Origin of the sequence: Streptomyces microflavus, from assembly GCF_014650075.1 — a bacterium.
Taxonomy (GTDB): Bacteria; Actinomycetota; Actinomycetes; order Streptomycetales; family Streptomycetaceae; genus Streptomyces; species Streptomyces microflavus.
This window is the reverse complement of record NZ_BMUG01000010.1, coordinates 287,767-303,728: the sequence shown is the minus strand read 5'-3', so window position 1 is coordinate 303,728 and position 15,962 is coordinate 287,767. Positions and strand designations below refer to the sequence as shown.

At 70.2% G+C, this 15,962-nt stretch carries 13 protein-coding genes, 2 pseudogenes and 1 riboswitch; of the genes and pseudogenes, 2 read left to right on the top strand and 13 right to left on the bottom strand.

Annotated elements, in window-relative coordinates; all coding sequences use genetic code 11:
* Positions 1–50 precede the first annotated feature (50 nt).
* From IE264_RS28295 to IE264_RS38570, 6 genes and pseudogenes are all read right to left on the bottom strand, one after another.
* On the bottom strand, positions 51–530 hold the full coding sequence (locus tag IE264_RS28295; protein WP_015609003.1) for an FtsB family cell division protein: 480 nt from the start codon (positions 528–530) through the stop codon (positions 51–53).
* A 140-nt stretch (positions 531–670) separates the two neighbouring features.
* Positions 671–1,951 (bottom strand): phosphopyruvate hydratase, encoded by a 1,281-nt coding sequence (gene eno, locus IE264_RS28290; protein ID WP_015609004.1) that lies wholly within the window; start codon positions 1,949–1,951, stop codon positions 671–673.
* A gap of 314 nt (positions 1,952–2,265) precedes the next feature.
* Positions 2,266–2,979, bottom strand: a complete 714-nt coding sequence (locus IE264_RS28285) for a transglycosylase family protein (protein ID WP_015609005.1) — start codon at positions 2,977–2,979, stop codon at positions 2,266–2,268.
* A 5-nt stretch (positions 2,980–2,984) separates the two neighbouring features.
* A riboswitch (cyclic di-AMP (ydaO/yuaA leader) is annotated at positions 2,985–3,182 on the bottom strand.
* Positions 3,183–3,473: 291 nt separating this feature from the next.
* Positions 3,474–4,505 carry a transglycosylase family protein gene (locus IE264_RS28280; protein ID WP_032757280.1) on the bottom strand — a complete coding sequence of 344 codons (1,032 nt, stop codon included), beginning with the start codon at positions 4,503–4,505 and terminating at the stop codon, positions 3,474–3,476.
* Between the two features lie 209 nt (positions 4,506–4,714).
* Positions 4,715–5,244, bottom strand: a pseudogene (locus IE264_RS38575) (cytochrome P450); the annotation flags it as partial.
* Between the two features lie 840 nt (positions 5,245–6,084).
* A pseudogene (locus IE264_RS38570) lies at positions 6,085–7,077 on the bottom strand (recombinase family protein); the annotation flags it as partial.
* Positions 7,078–7,234: 157 nt separating this feature from the next.
* Here IE264_RS38570 and IE264_RS28265 point away from each other — a divergent pair.
* Entirely contained in the window at positions 7,235–8,482 is a 1,248-nt protein-coding gene (locus IE264_RS28265) for a cytochrome P450 family protein (RefSeq protein ID WP_032757279.1), read from the top strand.
* 55 nt (positions 8,483–8,537) lie between these two features.
* Here IE264_RS28265 and IE264_RS28260 read toward each other — a convergent pair whose 3' ends face one another.
* The 6 genes from IE264_RS28260 to IE264_RS28235 form a co-directional block, all read right to left on the bottom strand.
* On the bottom strand, positions 8,538–9,554 hold the full coding sequence (locus tag IE264_RS28260; protein WP_032757278.1) for a nucleoside triphosphate pyrophosphohydrolase: 1,017 nt from the start codon (positions 9,552–9,554) through the stop codon (positions 8,538–8,540).
* A 99-nt stretch (positions 9,555–9,653) separates the two neighbouring features.
* Positions 9,654–10,310, bottom strand: a complete 657-nt coding sequence (locus IE264_RS28255) for a SurA N-terminal domain-containing protein (protein ID WP_032757277.1) — start codon at positions 10,308–10,310, stop codon at positions 9,654–9,656.
* A gap of 140 nt (positions 10,311–10,450) precedes the next feature.
* Positions 10,451–12,088, bottom strand: a complete 1,638-nt coding sequence (locus IE264_RS28250) for a serine/threonine-protein kinase (RefSeq protein WP_015609010.1) — start codon at positions 12,086–12,088, stop codon at positions 10,451–10,453.
* Positions 12,085–12,705: a membrane protein gene (locus IE264_RS28245; RefSeq protein ID WP_032757276.1), complete on the bottom strand. Its 621-nt coding sequence runs from the start codon at positions 12,703–12,705 to the stop codon at positions 12,085–12,087. The genes IE264_RS28250 and IE264_RS28245 overlap by 4 nt, the downstream gene beginning before the upstream one ends.
* A gap of 128 nt (positions 12,706–12,833) precedes the next feature.
* Positions 12,834–13,391 carry an isochorismatase family protein gene (locus tag IE264_RS28240; RefSeq protein ID WP_229887825.1) on the bottom strand — a complete coding sequence of 186 codons (558 nt, stop codon included), beginning with the start codon at positions 13,389–13,391 and terminating at the stop codon, positions 12,834–12,836.
* Positions 13,392–13,486: 95 nt separating this feature from the next.
* Positions 13,487–14,233, bottom strand: coding sequence for a hypothetical protein (locus IE264_RS28235; protein WP_032757274.1), 747 nt, complete (start codon positions 14,231–14,233; stop codon positions 13,487–13,489).
* 180 nt (positions 14,234–14,413) lie between these two features.
* On the opposite strand from IE264_RS28235, the gene IE264_RS28230 reads away from it, so the two are divergent.
* Positions 14,414–15,073, top strand: coding sequence for a hypothetical protein (locus tag IE264_RS28230; RefSeq protein WP_032757273.1), 660 nt, complete (start codon positions 14,414–14,416; stop codon positions 15,071–15,073).
* A 47-nt stretch (positions 15,074–15,120) separates the two neighbouring features.
* Here the strand turns inward: IE264_RS28230 and IE264_RS28225 are convergent, their stop codons facing one another.
* The gene (locus IE264_RS28225; RefSeq protein ID WP_032757272.1) at positions 15,121–15,909 is read right to left on the bottom strand and encodes an HNH endonuclease family protein; all 789 of its coding nucleotides are present in this window, start codon (positions 15,907–15,909) and stop codon (positions 15,121–15,123) included.
* Positions 15,910–15,962: the final 53 nt, after the last annotated feature.

Below are 15,962 nucleotides of genomic sequence, written 5' to 3'. Positions count from 1 at the left end.
CTGCTCGGAAGCTCGTCGGGGGGGGGAAGTCTCGGAGGGGGGTAGGGACGTCAGTCGCGGTCGGTGCGGTCGGCGCTGTCCACGCCGTCCCAGACGTTCGCGTGCCAGGGACGGTCGCCGGCACCCGGCTCCCCGCGGCGGTCCTGCGCCGCGTCGGGGTCGGCCACCGTGTAGCCGGTCTCGCCGGGGAGTACGTAATGGAGGTGCTGGCGGGCCAGACGCATGATGTACGCGTCGTCCTGGAGCCGCGCCTTCTCGTCCCGCAGCTCCTCGGTGCGCTGCTCCGCCCGGCGCGAGAGCCGCTCCTGCTCGGCGATCTCGTCGCGCTGGGAGACGTACTGCCGCATCGGGTAGGCGAGCGCCACCACCAGGGAGCAGACCACCAGCGCCAGGAAGGCGGCCCGGCCGGTGAGCCGGGAGCGGCGGGCCTGGCGGCGGTTCTGGGAGCGGTACACGCGGGCCGCGGTCTGCTCGCCGAGCAGTCGCAGCCTGGTCGCGGTGGAGAACCGGTCGCGGTCCTTCCCGGCCATGTCTCCCGCCTCCCCGTTACGCACGTCCGTCCCCGCACACGGTACGGGACCGGGTGCGGGGACGGGCGGAGGCTACCGTCTCGGGGCTACGGGTCAGCCCCTGAAGGCGTCAGCCCGTGAAGGCGTCAGCCCTTGAAGGCTCAGCCCTTGAAGCGCGGGAAGGCGGAGCGGCCTGCGTACACCGCGGCGTCGTCGAGGATCTCCTCGATGCGCAGCAGCTGGTTGTACTTGGCGACGCGGTCCGAACGGGCCGGGGCGCCGGTCTTGATCTGGCCGCAGTTCACGGCGACGGCGAGGTCGGCGATGGTGACGTCCTCGGTCTCGCCGGAGCGGTGCGACATCATGCACTTGAAGCCGTTGCGCTGGGCCAGCTCGACGGCGTCCAGGGTCTCGGTCAGCGAACCGATCTGGTTGACCTTGACGAGCAGGGCGTTGGCGGAGCCCTCCTCGATGCCGCGGGCCAGCCGCTCCGGGTTGGTGACGAAGAGGTCGTCGCCGACGATCTGCACCTTGGCGCCGATGCGGTCGGTGATGACCTTCCAGCCGGCCCAGTCGTCCTCGTACAGCGGGTCCTCGATGGAGACCAGCGGGTACGCGGAGACGAGCTCCTCGTAGTACTCGGTCATCTCGGCGGCCGAGCGGGACTTGCCCTCGAACTCGTAGACGCCGTCCTTGTAGAACTCGGACGCGGCGACGTCGAGCGCGAGCGCGATGTCGCGGCCGGGGACGTAACCGGCCTCCTTGATGGCCTCGACGATGAGGTCCAGGGCGGCGCGGTTGGAGTCCAGGTTCGGGGCGAAGCCGCCCTCGTCGCCGAGGCCGGTGGACAGGCCCTTGGTCTTGAGGACCTTCTTCAGCGTGTGGTAGACCTCCGCGCCCCAGCGCAGGGCCTCGGAGAAGGACTCCGCGCCGATCGGGGCGATCATGAACTCCTGGATGTCCACGTTGGAGTCGGCGTGCGAGCCGCCGTTCAGGATGTTCATCATCGGAACGGGCAGCAGGTGCGCGTTCGGGCCGCCGAGGTAGCGGAAGAGCGGCAGGTCGGACGCCTCGGAGGCGGCGTGGGCGACGGCGAGCGAGACACCGAGGATGGCGTTCGCGCCGAGCGAGGCCTTGTTCTCGGTGGCGTCGAGGTCGAACATCGCCTGGTCGATGAGGCGCTGCTCGGTGGCGTCGTACCCGACGAGCTCCGGGCCGATCTGCTCGATGACGGCGAGGACGGCCTTTTCGACGCCCTTGCCGTGGTAGCGGTTGGGGTCACCGTCGCGAAGCTCGACGGCCTCGAACGCACCGGTGGAGGCGCCGGACGGTACTGCAGCACGGCCCGTGCTGCCGTCGTCGAGGCCAACCTCGACCTCGACCGTGGGGTTGCCCCGGGAGTCGAGGATTTCCCTGGCTACGACGACGTCGATGGACGGCACGAGGCATCTCCTTCTGGGATATGACGCTGGTTGTGCAGGGTCACTGTGGCCTTGCGACACGAGCCTAACCGGCCCGGCCGTGTCAGTCGGCCGACCGCCCGTCTCCTGGGACGAAAAAGGACCCAAGGGCCTGCATGACGGGACAAATCTCTAGAAATCTACTGGGCAGTAACAAGCGGTGCGGGCCCGATGACGACAAGAGGTGAACGAAAGACCCCGGCCCGGCGCGCACGGGGGGAGAGCGCGCCGGGCCGGGGAGCCGTGCGAGGGAGGGTGGAGCCGGACCCCCTCCCTCCGGGGAGGAGAGCCCGCTGTTACTTCAGGTGGAGCTGCTGACCCGGGAAGATCAGGTCCGCGTCCTTGACGATGTCGTCATTGAGCTTGAAGAGCTTGCTCCAGCCACCCTTGACGTCTTCCTTCTCAGCGATCTTGCTCAGGGTGTCGCCGGCCTTGACCTTGTACTCGCCGTCGCCCTTCTGGACCTTCTCACCGGTCGGGGTGGTGACGGTCTTCTTGGACTCGGCCTTGGGGGCGGCCGGGGCGGTGCGCTGCTCGCTGCGCGTGGTGGGCTGCTCGGCCTTGCGCTCGGGCTGCGCCTGCTCGGGCTTGCTCTCGGACTGGCCGGAGCCGGTGTTCACACCCGGGTCCACGCCGTCGTTGGTGAGGCCGCCGGCACCGGCGCAGGCCCAGGCACCCGGGCCCTGGAGGTCGAGAAGCTTCTCGGCGGTGGCGATCTGCTGGTCCTTGGAGGCCAGGTCGGCACGGGAGGCGTACTGCGTACCGCCGGCGGCGGCCCAGCTCGACTGCGAGAACTGCAGCCCGCCGTAGTAGCCGTTGCCGGTGTTGATGGACCAGTTGCCGCCGGACTCGCACTGGGCGACGGCGTCCCAGGTCTCGACGGAGGCGGCGGAAGCGTTGGTCGCGCCCATCAGCGGGACGGCGACGGCGGCACCGGTGATGCCCGCGAGGGTGGCGAAACGGACGGCCTTCGAGGGGCGGCGGTGCTTGCCCTTGCTGTTAAGCAGCATGGAACGAATCTCCTCACCGACGCCTACGAGGTGAGCTGTCGGGTTCGGGCCAATGAGTTGCCCGGTCGCGCGACCTTGCACGCGACTTCACCCCAAGCCGTTCCCGTACGTCCCCGACTTCGAAGGAACTGCCCTTCGAAGGGGCTGTACGGACCCGGCGGCTTACCTGGGTCCCCCGCTCCTGCCTACGGCGCTTTACGCGTCTGTTCCCTTCGACCGACGGCAGGATTCGGCGTGACGGTCGACGGGGCCCGCGGTGCGAGCGGTTCCGACCGTAAACACAGGCAACCCCCACATTCAAAGATGGACATACTAGGCCAATCGGCGCTTACTTGCCTTCTGTGATGGATCGTTTCCGCAGGTCGGAGGGGATCTGCGGCGAGCGGGCGGACGCGACACGCCAGTTGAAGCAAAGAGACCCATGTCTCACTTACGCATAAGTGGACATAGGCCTCTGAACTACCCGCAATTTTGGGGTGTTTTCCCGCTTTTGATCAGTTGGCGGCGGGCACCTCGGCACCCTCCGGGGCGCCTTCCTGGCCGACCTGCTCCAGCCCCAGATCCAGGCTCTGTCCGGGCAGGATCAGATCCGGGTCGGAGCCCAGAAGGTCCTTGTTGGCCTCGTACAGGCCGGTCCAGCCCTGGGGAAGTTTCTGTGCGTCAGCAATCGCCCAGAGGTTGTCGCCGGGCTGCACGGTGTACCCGCCGTCGACGACCGCACCGCCGTCCCGCACGTCACCCTCGCCCCGCGAGGCGTGCCGGCCGGACTCACGGGGGTCGCCGTCCTGGCCCACCGCGCCGGCCTCCTCGGGCGCGGGAGCGCCCCGGTGCTTGCCGCCGGTGCCGTCGGCGCCCTGCGAGGCGTCGGGGGCGGAGGTGGAGGGCTGCGAGGCGTCAGGAGACCCGGGGGTTCCGGCCTTTCCGGCGACCGGGGGCGTGGAAGGCTTCCCCGAGGGGTCGAGCGTGTCGCTCCCGCCCTCCTTCTCACCCTTGCCGCTCTTGCCGGTCTTACCGGCCTTGCCGGACGAGTCCGTATTGCCGGAACTCCCCGCTTCACCCTTTTCATCCGCTTCGTCCGCCGGGGCGGTCGTCGCGTCATCGGTGGGCTCGGCGGCGGGCGCGGTTCCGGGGTCGACACCGGGCAGGCTGCCGTCCACCGCGAGGCCGGAGATCACCGCGCAGCTCGGCCACGCCTGCGGCCCCTTGTCGTCCAGGACCTTCTCGGCGACGGATATCTGCTGGGAACGGCTGGCGAGGTCGGCCCGCTCGGCGAAGGCGGTGCCGCCGTACGCGGACCAGGTCTCCTGCGAGAACTGGAGCCCGCCGTAGTAGCCGTTGCCGAGGTCGGCACTCCACATGCCGCCGCTCTCGCACTCCGCGACCCGGTCCCAGGTGGTGGCGTCGGCTGCGTGTGCGCCCGCCGCGCCGAGGAACGGAATGGCGATGGCCGATCCGGTCACGCCTGCGGCGACGACGATGGCGGGTGCCTGACGAGGGCGGCGGTGTCTGCCGTTCGCGGAGCCCATGGGGTTTGCCTTCCGTGCGACTGACAAGCAGGAACTGAGAAGCATGAAACTGTTGAGCGCAAATCTGCTGAACGTAAATCTGCTGAGCGTGAAGCTGTTGAGCAAGTGACGGGCGGGCCAAGGTTTAACCGCGGCCGACGCGTCGAACCGTGAACCTAGCGGGACTCGAACGTATGTCACAAGTCGATGCAGCGCAGATCACGTGAAAGTCACAGAGGTGACAGCGTGTCACTTTCTTCGAGGCGGCGTCCCGGCTCGAACTCCACCGGCAGAGTGCGCAGTCCACGCATGATGAGTCCGCCCCGCCAGCGCAAATCGGCGGATTCTCCGGCAAGTCGCAGGCCAGGGAGGCGCCTCAGCAGCGTCGCCACCGCAGCCTGGCCCTCCAGCCGGGCCAGCGGCGCTCCCAGGCAGTAGTGGATTCCGTGACCGTATCCGAGGTGCTGATTGTCACTCCGTGACAGGTCGAACGTCAGCGCCTCGGTGACGTACTGCCCGGTCGAGAGCTCCACCAGGCCGTCGAAACGGAGCAGTTCCTCGGTCCCGGTGGCCGGCAGCGCACTCTCCCCGTCTACAGCGAGGCCTCCAGCAGGGCGCACGTACCGTTGCCGATGAGGCCGATCGTCGTCTCGAACCTGATCTGACCAGCAGAGGAAAGAAGGAGATAGCCAGGCCTGTCCGCCTTGACCGCGTTGCGATCGATGAACGTGTTCTCCACCTTGTGCTCGGGTGCCTCGCTCCGCGCCTCCGCCGACAGCCCCAGACGGAGTCGGCCGGTGACCGTGAGCTGAGGAAGAGTCGGCCGACGGTACGCCTCCACTCCCCTCTTGTCCGCGCAGAGCACCTGCATGACCTCGGGCCAGGCACCCTTCTGCCACCACTTGAGCTGGCGCGTCCGCATGGGGTCGATCGGCCCCCAGGTGAGGGGCATGTCGTTCCACGCAAGGCCGCGCCGAAGTCGGTGCAGCATGCCGCAGAACTGCGCACGGATGTCGTACTTCGTAGCGAAGTGCTGCTTCGCCTTCCCATGGAAGAAGGTGCGCAGTGCAGCGAGAACCGACTCCCATTCCTCATCCGTCGGGTCCGACGGGACGAGAGTTCCGGTCTCCCAGTGCCACTGGCTCACCGCGCACTTGACGCCGGGCTTGGACGTGTTCTCCATCGCGCCGGGGGCGACCCTGACGTCGAACATGTCGAAGACTTCCCTGCGCTCCTTCAGAGTCATGGTGCCGAGACGCTCGCGGGCGTTGTCAGCGATGTCTACGAGGTTGCGTGCCTGGCGCTCGTGCTCGGCGTACTCCTCCAGCCACTCCTCCGCGAACTTCTTCTGCTTCCGGAACTTCTCCAGCTCCTGTTTCATCTCCTTGACAGACGACTCAAGGACGACGGGGTCGACCCCAGCCCTGACGTACTCGGGCACCTTCCGGTCAAGGAGGTTTTCCTGGGCCGCGATTCTCGTGGCGAACTCGGCGACTCGCCGCTCGTACTTCTCCTTGTCGCCGGGCAGGTTGCTGACCCACTCGGCCGCCATCGTCCGAAGGGTGCGTTCGTCCTTCATGAGCCTGGTCAGTTCCGCCCAGACGACATCCTCGATCCCCTTGGCGTTGAAGTGCGGCTCGCCGCAGGACCCCGCCTTACGGGTCATGCCCTTGCAGCGGTAGGCACGTGCTTCACCGCTTCGGCCTGCACCGGTGTAGACCTCGCCGCAATGCCCGTCGATGCGTCCGCTGAGGGGATAGACCTGATCCGTGATGCGGCCGTTCTGGAAGCCGATCTTCTTGAGCGCTTCCATGAGGAGCCGGGCGCGCTCCTCACTGAAAATGGGCGGGACGCCGATCTTGACCGGGTCGCCGTGAACGGGGGTGCCGTCCTCGCAGCGCAGGGTCGTGTTCTTGCCGTTGCCCCGGTTCGTCTTCCGGTAGACCACGTAACCGTCGTGGATGGTCTCGCTCCAGAGGCGGTTACGCAGGTTCCCGACGGTCCAGGGCACGCCGCTGCGGGTGAAGAGCGCGCGCTCGTTGAGTTCGTCGCACGCCTCGGTGTAGTTCATGCCCTGGTCGACGATGAGCCCGACGGCCACGGAGAGCACCATGGACTCCTGACCGGCGGTGACGAGAACGCTGAACCTCTTGCGGCGCCGGCCTACCCGGGAGGCGTCCTGGGCAATCATGTAGCCGTAAGGAGCGGGGCCACCTGGCCAGCCGCCGTAGCTGATCTTCAGTTCGCGGCCGGCAGCGGTCCGCTCCTGGATGCGCCGCCACTCCATCTCGGAGTAGGTGACGTACTGCATGAACCGGGACCAGCCGACGTCGGTGCTGGTGTCGATGCCCTCGGTGACCGAGATGAAGTGGATGCCGAGGTCCGCCATGTTCCAGGCCCACTGGTAGGCGGCGCGGGCCGTCCGGCCGATGCGGTCGACGTTGGGGACGAGAATGCGGTTGAAGTGCTGCTGGTGCGCGTCGAGGACCAGGCGGTCCATCTCGGGACGCCTTTCCAGCGCGCCGGAGACCGCTTCGTCCACGTACTCGTCGTAAACGGTGGCTTCGGGACCGGGCGGGGGCGGAGGACACAGTTCCAGCCACCGTCTGCCGTCCTCGCCCCGCCGTGCTGCGACAGCACTACGCTTTGCTGTCCTCGTGATTGCCCTGGAGCGTCACAAGCCTCCGGGTCGAGATCTCAACGCCATGCCAGTGGGCTCTCGCCGCACAAGCGCCCGATACCGTCGCCGGATGAACGACACCCCGACTCCGGAACTCTTCTCCTGGGAGTTCGCGACCGATCCGTATCCCGCATACGCCTGGCTGCGGGAGCACGCACCCGTGCATCGGACAGAGTTGCCGTCCGGAGTGGAAGCGTGGCTCGTGACACGTTACGCCGACGCGCGGCAGGCGCTGGCCGACGCACGGCTCTCCAAGAACCCCGAGCATCACGCTGATGACGCCCAGGGCCGCGCCAAGACCGGTATCCCGGGGGAGCGCGGCGCGGGCCTCATGACGCACCTGCTCAACATCGACCCGCCGGACCACACCAGGCTGCGCCGACTCGTATCCAAGGCGTTCACGCCACGTCGGGCCGCGCTCTTCGCGCCACGGGTCCAAGAGCTGACGAACAGCCTTATCGACGGTTTCGCGGAGAAGGGGGAAGCCGACCTCATCCATGAATTCGCCTTCCCGCTCCCCATCTACGCCATCTGCGACCTGCTCGGCGTACCCCGCGAGGACCAGGACGACTTCCGTGACTGGGCCGGGATGATGATCCGGCACGGCGGAGGCCCCCGCGGCGGCGTCGCCCGCTCCGTGAAAAAGATTCGTGCTTACCTCTCCGAGCTGATTCACAAGAAGCGCGCCGACCCCGGCGACGACCTGATTTCGGATCTGATCCGGGCGAGTGACCATGGCGAGCACCTCACCGAGAACGAGGCCGCCGCAATGGCGTTCGTGATCCTTTTCGCGGGTTTCGAAACGACCATCAACTTGATCGGCAACAGCGCCCATGCGTTCTTCCGGAACCCTGCTCAGCGATCCGTTTTCCAGGGTGCGGTAGAGCAAGGCAACGGTCCCCTCATCGATAGCGCCGTGGAGGAGCTGCTGCGTTTCGACGGCCCGGTGGAGCTGGCAACCTGGCGGTACGCCACCGAGGGGCTCGAAATCGGAGGGCAGCCGATTCGAAAAGGTGACCCGGTCCTCGTGGTGCTCGCGGCGGCGGACCGCGACCCCGAGAGGTTCAAGAACCCCGACACCCTCGATCTCGCCCGCCGGGACAACCAGCACCTGGGATATGGGCACGGCATCCACTACTGCCTCGGTGCACCCCTCGCCCGGCTGGAGGGGCGCACTGCTCTGGAGACGTTGTTCCGCCGTCTGCCGGACCTGCGGCTCGCGGTGGATCCGGCCGATCTGCGGTGGCGTGGCGGCCTGATCATGCGAGGCCTGCGCACCCTTCCGGTGGAGTTCACACCGGAAGCATCGACTAGTTGACCATGGTGCCGGTCCCGTGCCGCAGAGGCTTCGAGGGCGGAGAGCACCCGCACACCTACCGGGCCCCCGGCTCCCCGCCCTCCGCCGCCACGATCGCGTCCCTGTACGCACGGGCCGCCGCGCGGAGGGCGGCCTCCGGGTCGGTGCCGTTCGCCTCGGCGGTCACGGCGAGGGCCAGGAGCTCGTAGCCGATGGTGTCGCCGGTGGGGAGGGGGACGTCGAGTCCGGCCGTACGGGCGCGGCTGCCGAGCTTTGCCGCGAGGGCCAGGCCCGGTTGGCCGAGGGGGACGCCCTCGGTGACCGAGGTGCGCTGCTTCTCGATCGCCTTGGTGCGCAGCCAGTGCGCGTGGACGTCCTCCGGGGTCTCGGCGCTCTCGTCGCCGAAGACGTGCGGATGGCGGTGGATCAGCTTCTCGACCAGGCCGCCCGCCACGTCGTCGATGGCGAACGGCTCCGCCCCATCCTCCGGGCGGCCTTCCTCCGCGATGCGCGCGTGGAAGACGACCTGGAGGAGTACGTCGCCCAGTTCCTCGCGCAGTTCGGTCCGGTCGCCGTCCTCGATCGCCTCGACCAGTTCGTACGCCTCCTCGATGGCGTACTTGGCGAGGCCCTTGTGCGTCTTCTGCGAGGTCCAGGGGCACTCGCGGCGGATCCGGTCCATCACCTGGACCAGGTCCAGGAGGCGGGCGCCGGGCAGGTCGTACGAGCCGGGGAGCAGCTCCAGGTCCGGCATGGACACCCGGCCGGAGCCGCCGAGCCGGGCCAGGCCGTCGGTCAGGCGGCTGTCGCCCTCGCCGCCGACGAGGACCACGACCGTGCGGCCGCCCGCGCAGGCGGCCACCAGTTCGTCGGCGGAGGGCGCCGCGTGCTCGACGCGGACGCCCGCCTCGCGGAGGTAGGGCAGTTGGGGGTGGTCCGGGTCGGCGGTGAGGACCTGGTCGGCGGCGTGCAGCGTCTGCCAGGCCGGCCAGGACAGCAGGCCGGGCGCGACCCGGTGGCTGGCGGTGAGCAGGACGATGCGGCCGGGGTCGCCGGGGGTGGCAGTGGGCGTGCCGGGGGCTTCAGCGTTCACCCGGCGAACCTACCCGCCGCGGCCCCAGGTCAGGCGCCCGGCGGGTACCCGAAGGGCGCCCGGCTCAAGCGCCCGGCGGGTGCCCGGACGGCATCCAGATCAGGCGCCCGCTTCCGGCTCCTGCGGGGCGAACTCGGTGACCTGGGTGATCCAGGGCGCCTTGTAGTTGCCGAGCTGCATCTTCTGGTCGTCCCAGGCCCCGAAGCGCGGGTTGACGTCGATCTTCAGCTGCTTCGACGCCTTGGTCAGCGCCTCGCCGACGACCTGCTGTCCGGCCGGGGTGCCGAGGTCCGCGCCGAGCGCCTTGGCGAGCTTCGGCAGCAGCACCTCTTGGCGCATGTCGCCGTCGATCTGGTCGGGGGCGACCCAGCGCTGCTGGAGCATCATCGCCCGCAGCTGCTCCTCACCGCCGGCCTGGGCACGGCTGGCGGTCCGGGCCTCCTGGATCTCCTTGCGGTTCACGGTGACCCCGGCGTCCTCGGCGGCCTTGTCCAGGATCCGGCCGAAGATCAGCCCGTGCAGCTTGGCGCGGTTGAGCTGGCCCGACTTGTTGACCAGCTGGGCCGCCTCGGGCGAGCTCTCCTGGGCGGTGCGGACGTCGGCAGCCTGGGCCTGGACCGCCGAGACCTCGATCCGCTCGCCGCCCACGACGGCCGCGGCACCGGGGTGGGCCTCGTTGCCGCAGGCGGCGAGGAGTGGTGCCGCGAGCAGGGTTGCGGCGGTGACGGCGAGCGCGGTGCGACGACGGCGGTGCAAAGGAGCCTCCCGTGGAGAGTTTGTGCATCGGTGCACAAGCCTTGCGGTGATCGATGGTAGGCAGTGGATGTGATCGGTGCCACTGATTCGACCAACGATTCGGGAGGAGTTGGGGATGTGGGGCGGCCGGACCCCCGGAATCAGCCGCCCCGGACGTCCTGCTGGTGGCTGAGGCGGCGGCGCAGGTCGGCGGAGAGCGGGTGGTGCGGCCCGTAGGTGCGCTCCGCGTCGTACAGCAGGGCCTGGAACTGGGCCCGGCCCGCCGTGTGGTCCCCGACCGCCAGCAGGAGCTGCCCGATGCGGTGGCGGATGTCGAGGGCCCGGCCCGGATCGGTGGTGACGGCCCCGTAGGCGTTCTCGTAGTACGGGAGGACCGCGCGGTACTCGCCGAGCGCGGCCGTGGCCTCGCCGAGCTGTTCCAGGCACTGGGCGGCGTCGTAACGGAACTGGAGGACCTGGATGTCGGCCGGGCCGGTCCCGGCGGTGCGGTCCTCCGCGAGGCGGCGCAGCTCCGGGAGGGCGCGGCGGTACTGCCCGTCGTCCATCAGTGTCGCCGCGTACTGCTTGCGCAGGATGCGGACGACGGGTGAGTGCTCGCCGTGCTCGGCGGCGGCCGCCGGGAGGATCGAGCCGAGGATGTCCACGGCCTGGGTGATCCGGCCCTCGCCGAGCAACTTCTTCACCTCGTCCACGGCCTGCGCGACGTCCGGGCGGGCGGGCGGCGGGGTGAAGTTGGTCGGCGCCGTGAGCGGCGGGGGCGGGGAGAGGAGGGAGGCGACGGCGGGCCACGGAGTGGTGCCCGCCTGGGCCTGCGACGGTACGGAGACGGACGCGGGTACGGGCGCGGAGGCCGGGGTGGCGGCCCGGTCCGGCCAGGGGGCGTGCGGGCGCAGGAACGGGCGCGTCGGGTCGAGGGGCCCGGCGGGGGTGCCGTGCTTGGGCAGCAGCGGGGCCAGCTCCTCGTACACCTCCTGCGCGGAGGCGGGCCGGTCCTGCGGGTCCTTGGCGAGCAGCCGCAGCACGAGGGCCTCCAGCGCGGCGGGGACCTCCGGCCTGCCCTGCCGGACCGGGACCGGCGGCTCGTAGAGGTGGCGGTGCAGGACGCCGAGTGCGGTGGACCCGGCGAACGGCACGTCCCCGCTGAGCAGTTCGTGCAGGAGCACCCCGAGGGCGTACAGGTCGGTGTACGGGCCGACTGCGCCGCCCATCGCCTGTTCGGGGGCCATGTAGGCCGGGGAGCCGATCGGTGAACCGGTGTGCGTGAGGCGGGTGGTGTCCGTGTCGAGGACGGAGGCGACGCCCAGGTCGAGCACGGTGACGGAGCCGTCGGGCCGGACCATCACGTTCCGGGGCTTCAGGTCGCGGTGCACGATCGGCACCGCGTGCACCGCGCTCAGGACCGCGCAGAGCTGGGCGGCGACCGCGACGGCCCAGGGCCAGGGGTACGGGTCCTGCTCGGCGAGGTGGTCGGCGAGGTCGGCGCCCTCCACGTACTGCATGACGAGATAGAGGTCGTCGCCGTCGCTGCCCGCGTCGTGGACGGTGACCAGGCCGGGGTGGTCGACCTGTGCGGTGACCCGGCACTCGCGGACGAACCGGCGGCGCAGCTCGTCGGCGGCGTCGCTGCCGGTGGGCCCGGCGACCCGGTCCGGACGCAGCAGCTTCACGGCGACGCGGCGGTCCAGGCGCTGGTCGTACGCCGTCCACACCTGGCCCATGCCGCCCTGGCCGAGGATGGTGGCCAGCTCGTACCGTCCCGCGATGACCCGGCCGCTCACCGGCCTTCGCCCTCCTTGTTCTCCTTGCGGAGGTAGTCGCTGAGCTCGTCCAGCTCGGCCCGGACCTGGTCGAGGCGCTGGGGCGCGGGCTTGGGGGGCGTGGTCTCGACGGTGTACGGGTTCGGGGTGGGCGGCGGCGTCGGGTGCTGCGCCCGGGGCTGGACGGGCGCCTGGTTCTGGACCTGGACGGGCGGGTGCTGGTGGACGGACGGCCGGTACGGGTCCGTCGCGGGGCCGGGCACCGGCGTCCGGGTGCCGTACGGTCCGGGCGCCGCGAAGTGCCGTGTCTCCATGATCAGGTAGTACGTGATGACGCCGACCAGGATCGCTATGAGCCACCCGACCCCGACCAGTGCCTGGGTGTCCGTCATCTCGTCCTCCTCGGGCAGGGCCGCGAAGAACGCGAACAGGCCGATGGTGAGGACGACCGTGACCGCGAGCAGCCACCAGTCACGGGGCTTGCGGGTCACGACCGCGAGCCTCAGCATCGCCACCCACCCCAGGAACCCGCAGCTCAGCACGGTCAGCACAACAAAGATGGCGCGCAGCGTGGTGAGCGTCCCCGAGGACGGCCGGGGCGTCGGCGGCTGCTGCGGCGGATAGCCGTAGCCGTGCATGTGCTGCTCCTGGGAGACGTACGTGAGTCGGGCGTGTGCAGTGAGCGTATACACCGCCGCCGACAGACCGTCCCCCCTTGTGCCCAACCGTTGCCCATGAGGTCACCGGGGCGTGACCGTACCGTCCGTCAGGCGGTCGCGACCCCTGCGGGCCGGACGGTCGCCGTGGCCGCCGGGGCCGCCGTGAAATCCACCTCGGCGGTGCGCAGTACGCGGATGGTCCGCCCGGGGAAACGCAGGTTCCGGTAGATCTCGTTGTGGTGCGCGATCGACGCCTCCGGCGCGGCGTACGGGCCGGGGCCGGTCCGGAGTGACGTGGTGTGGGCGTCGGCGACGAGCACCACGTCGTAACGGAGGCTCAGCGCCCGCCGCGTGGTGGACTCCACGCAGATCTCGGTGGCGAACCCGGTGACGACGAGCTCGGTGACGCCCATACCCCGCAGCGCCGCGTCGAGGCCGGTGTCCAGGAAGCTGTCCGGGCTGGACTTGGGGACGACCGCCTCGCCCGGTGCGGGCGCGAGTGCGGGGGCGATGTGCCACCCCTCGGTACCCGGCTCCAGCTCGTCGTCCTGGTGCTGGACCGTCACCACCGGTACGCCGGCCGCCCGGGCCCGCTCCCGGAGCCCGGCGATCCGCGCGACGGTCGCGGCGCCCTGGTGGGCGATGGCCACCAGGGCGTTCTGCATGTCGATGACGAGGAGGGCGGGGGTGTGCGGCACGGGCACACGCTAACGGCGACGGGGCGGCGCCGCACCGGAGTTACGTGCCGCCCCGGCTGCCGTCACACCCGGTGCCGCACCCACACGTTCGGCTCGGCGTAGACGGCGTACCCGTGCGCGGGCGAACAGTGGACCGGCACCAGTGCGCCCGGCACCTCCACCGGACCCTCCGTGTCGAACGGCAGCCCGGTCCACTTCCGCCACTGCTCCAGCGTCCCGCTCACCGTCATCGACACCGGGGCCACCGAGTCCACGACCCCGCCCGCCCTGACGTGGACCCGCAGCCACGGGTCCTCGGGCAGCCCGTCCTCGGGGCGGGTGATCCGGGCGTACTCCTCCATCGGCAGTGCGGCCCGCAGGTGCTTGCCGCTCGGCCGTACCGGGGCGACGAGCTCGCCGAAGCCGTGCCGCCCGGCGTTCTCCCGCATCGCCGCCAGCATGCGGCCCGAGATCCCCTTGCCCTGGTGACCGGTGGCCACGGTGATCTCCAGCGCGCCGACGGTGTCGGGGGTCCGCCCGCGCCGCAGGTCCGAGAAGGCCCACAGCAGCATCCGGTCCCAGCCGCCGGCGGGGAGCTGCCCGCGCCCGGGGGCGTTCAGCTCGAAGGGGGCGCTGTAGGCGCGGGCGACCACGGCGCCGTCCGGGCCGGTGGCGACCAGTACGTACTGCGGGAACTCGACGGCGATCCGCCCGAAGTTCGCCCAGCCGACGATGTCCTCCAGGACGAACTCCGGCCAGTTGTCCGGCATCCGGTCCAGGGCGTCGGCGAGTTCGGGGCGCTCGGCGAGCGTGGTGATGTGCAGTTCCATGGGCCGACCCTAGCCAGACCGCACCCCCTGGGACCAGGGGTTTTCGACGCGCCGGGCCCTCGCGACGGCCGGCCCCGGAGGCCGTTCCCCGGAAGCCCGGATCGGGGAACCGTGAGGTGTCCATGCCGCGTCCCCACCCGTGACTTCGTACCTGTGCACGACACCATGAGGAGCAGCACCATGACCCAGCCAGGCAGTACGCCGTCCCGCCCCCGGAGAGGCGCCGGGTGTCTGCAGAGCCTGCTGGTGCTGGCGGTGATTCTCGGCCTGGGCTATGGCGCGTCCAAGGTCTTCGGCGACAAGGACTCCTCGTCGTCGGCGTCCTCGTCGCCCTCCTCCGCCTCGGACGGCAAGGGCGGTTCGTGGGAGGTGGGTGACTGCGGAGGGCCGGACCCGGAGAACAAGCCGGACGGCTACCGCGCGTTCGACTGCGACGACTCCGGGGCCACCTTCGAGGCGCTGGAAATCAAGAGCGCGAGCATCCTGCCGAACGCGATCCAGTGCCCGGCCGGAACGGACCTGATCATCCAGGTCTCCCGGGTCTTCGGCTCCGGCGACAACAAGAAGGGCGGCGGCATCCCCACCAACACCGTCTGCGGCCGCAACCTGACGGGTGACCACCCCGGGGACGCGGGCGCCGGGGGCGGGCAGCTGGTGAAGGGCGACTGCATCACGTCCACCGCCAAGGAGGTCGCCTGCGCCTCGGCCGGCTCCGACGCCTTCAAGGTGCTCGACCTCGTCAAGGAGAAGGAGCAGTGCCCGGCGGCGACCACCGAGCCGATGGAGCTGATGATGGCGATGGGCAGGCCGTACGACGTGATCTGCGGCGGCAAGGTCTAGGCGTCATCCGGGGGGACCACGGACCGTGGTCCCCCCGGGCGGCCGGCTCACCCCCCGCACTGCGCGAGCATCGCCTGCTTGTCCGGTGCGGTGACGGGGAGTTCGTACTTCAGCGAGACCTGGGCGAACCGCACCGCGTAGGAGCAGCGGACCGGCTTGTACGGCGGCAGCCAGGAGGCCGGGCCGGAGTCGCGCTTGGCGTTGTTGGCCGGGCCGTCCACCGGCAGGAGGTTGAGCGGGTCGTTGGCGATCTGCTGCCGCTTGGTCTCGTTCCAGCGGGCGGCGCCCATCTGCCAGTTGTAGGACAGCGGCATCACATGGTCGATCTGCACCTCGGTCGCCTGCTGCTTGCGCCAGTCGATGCTCTTGCCGGTGTAGGGGTCCTTGAGCTTCAGCGAGACGACGACGCAGTTGGAGCCCGAGCGGTGTTCGATGTCCTTGCCGTCGCGGGCGAGGAGGTCGTTGCGGGTGTCGCAGCCGTTCCGGGCGAGCGGGATGCCGTCGATCCCGTCCTTCCACGCGGAGCCGAACTTGCTCCGCTCGTAGCCGGTCTTCGGGCCGCGCCCCTTGGTGGCGACCTTCTCGATGATCTTCCGCGCGGCGGCCCGGTCCGCGTCGCTGGTGAGGGGCGCCAGGCCCGGCTTCGTACCGTCGGGGTTGTCCAGCGGGCTGACGCCGAAGCCCTCGGCGGACTGCGCGCCACCGTTCGCCCCGCCACTCGTGCCGCCGCCGCTCTCCGCCGCGAGGTCGTCGGGGTCGCAGCCGGCCAGGGCGAGCACGACGAGGGCGCTGAGGGCGGGGAGGGTCGCGGCTCGGTACGTACGGGCAGATATCACGTGAAGCCATCCTGACGGGGAGAAAGCCGAACGCCCAGAATCTTATGGGCGTC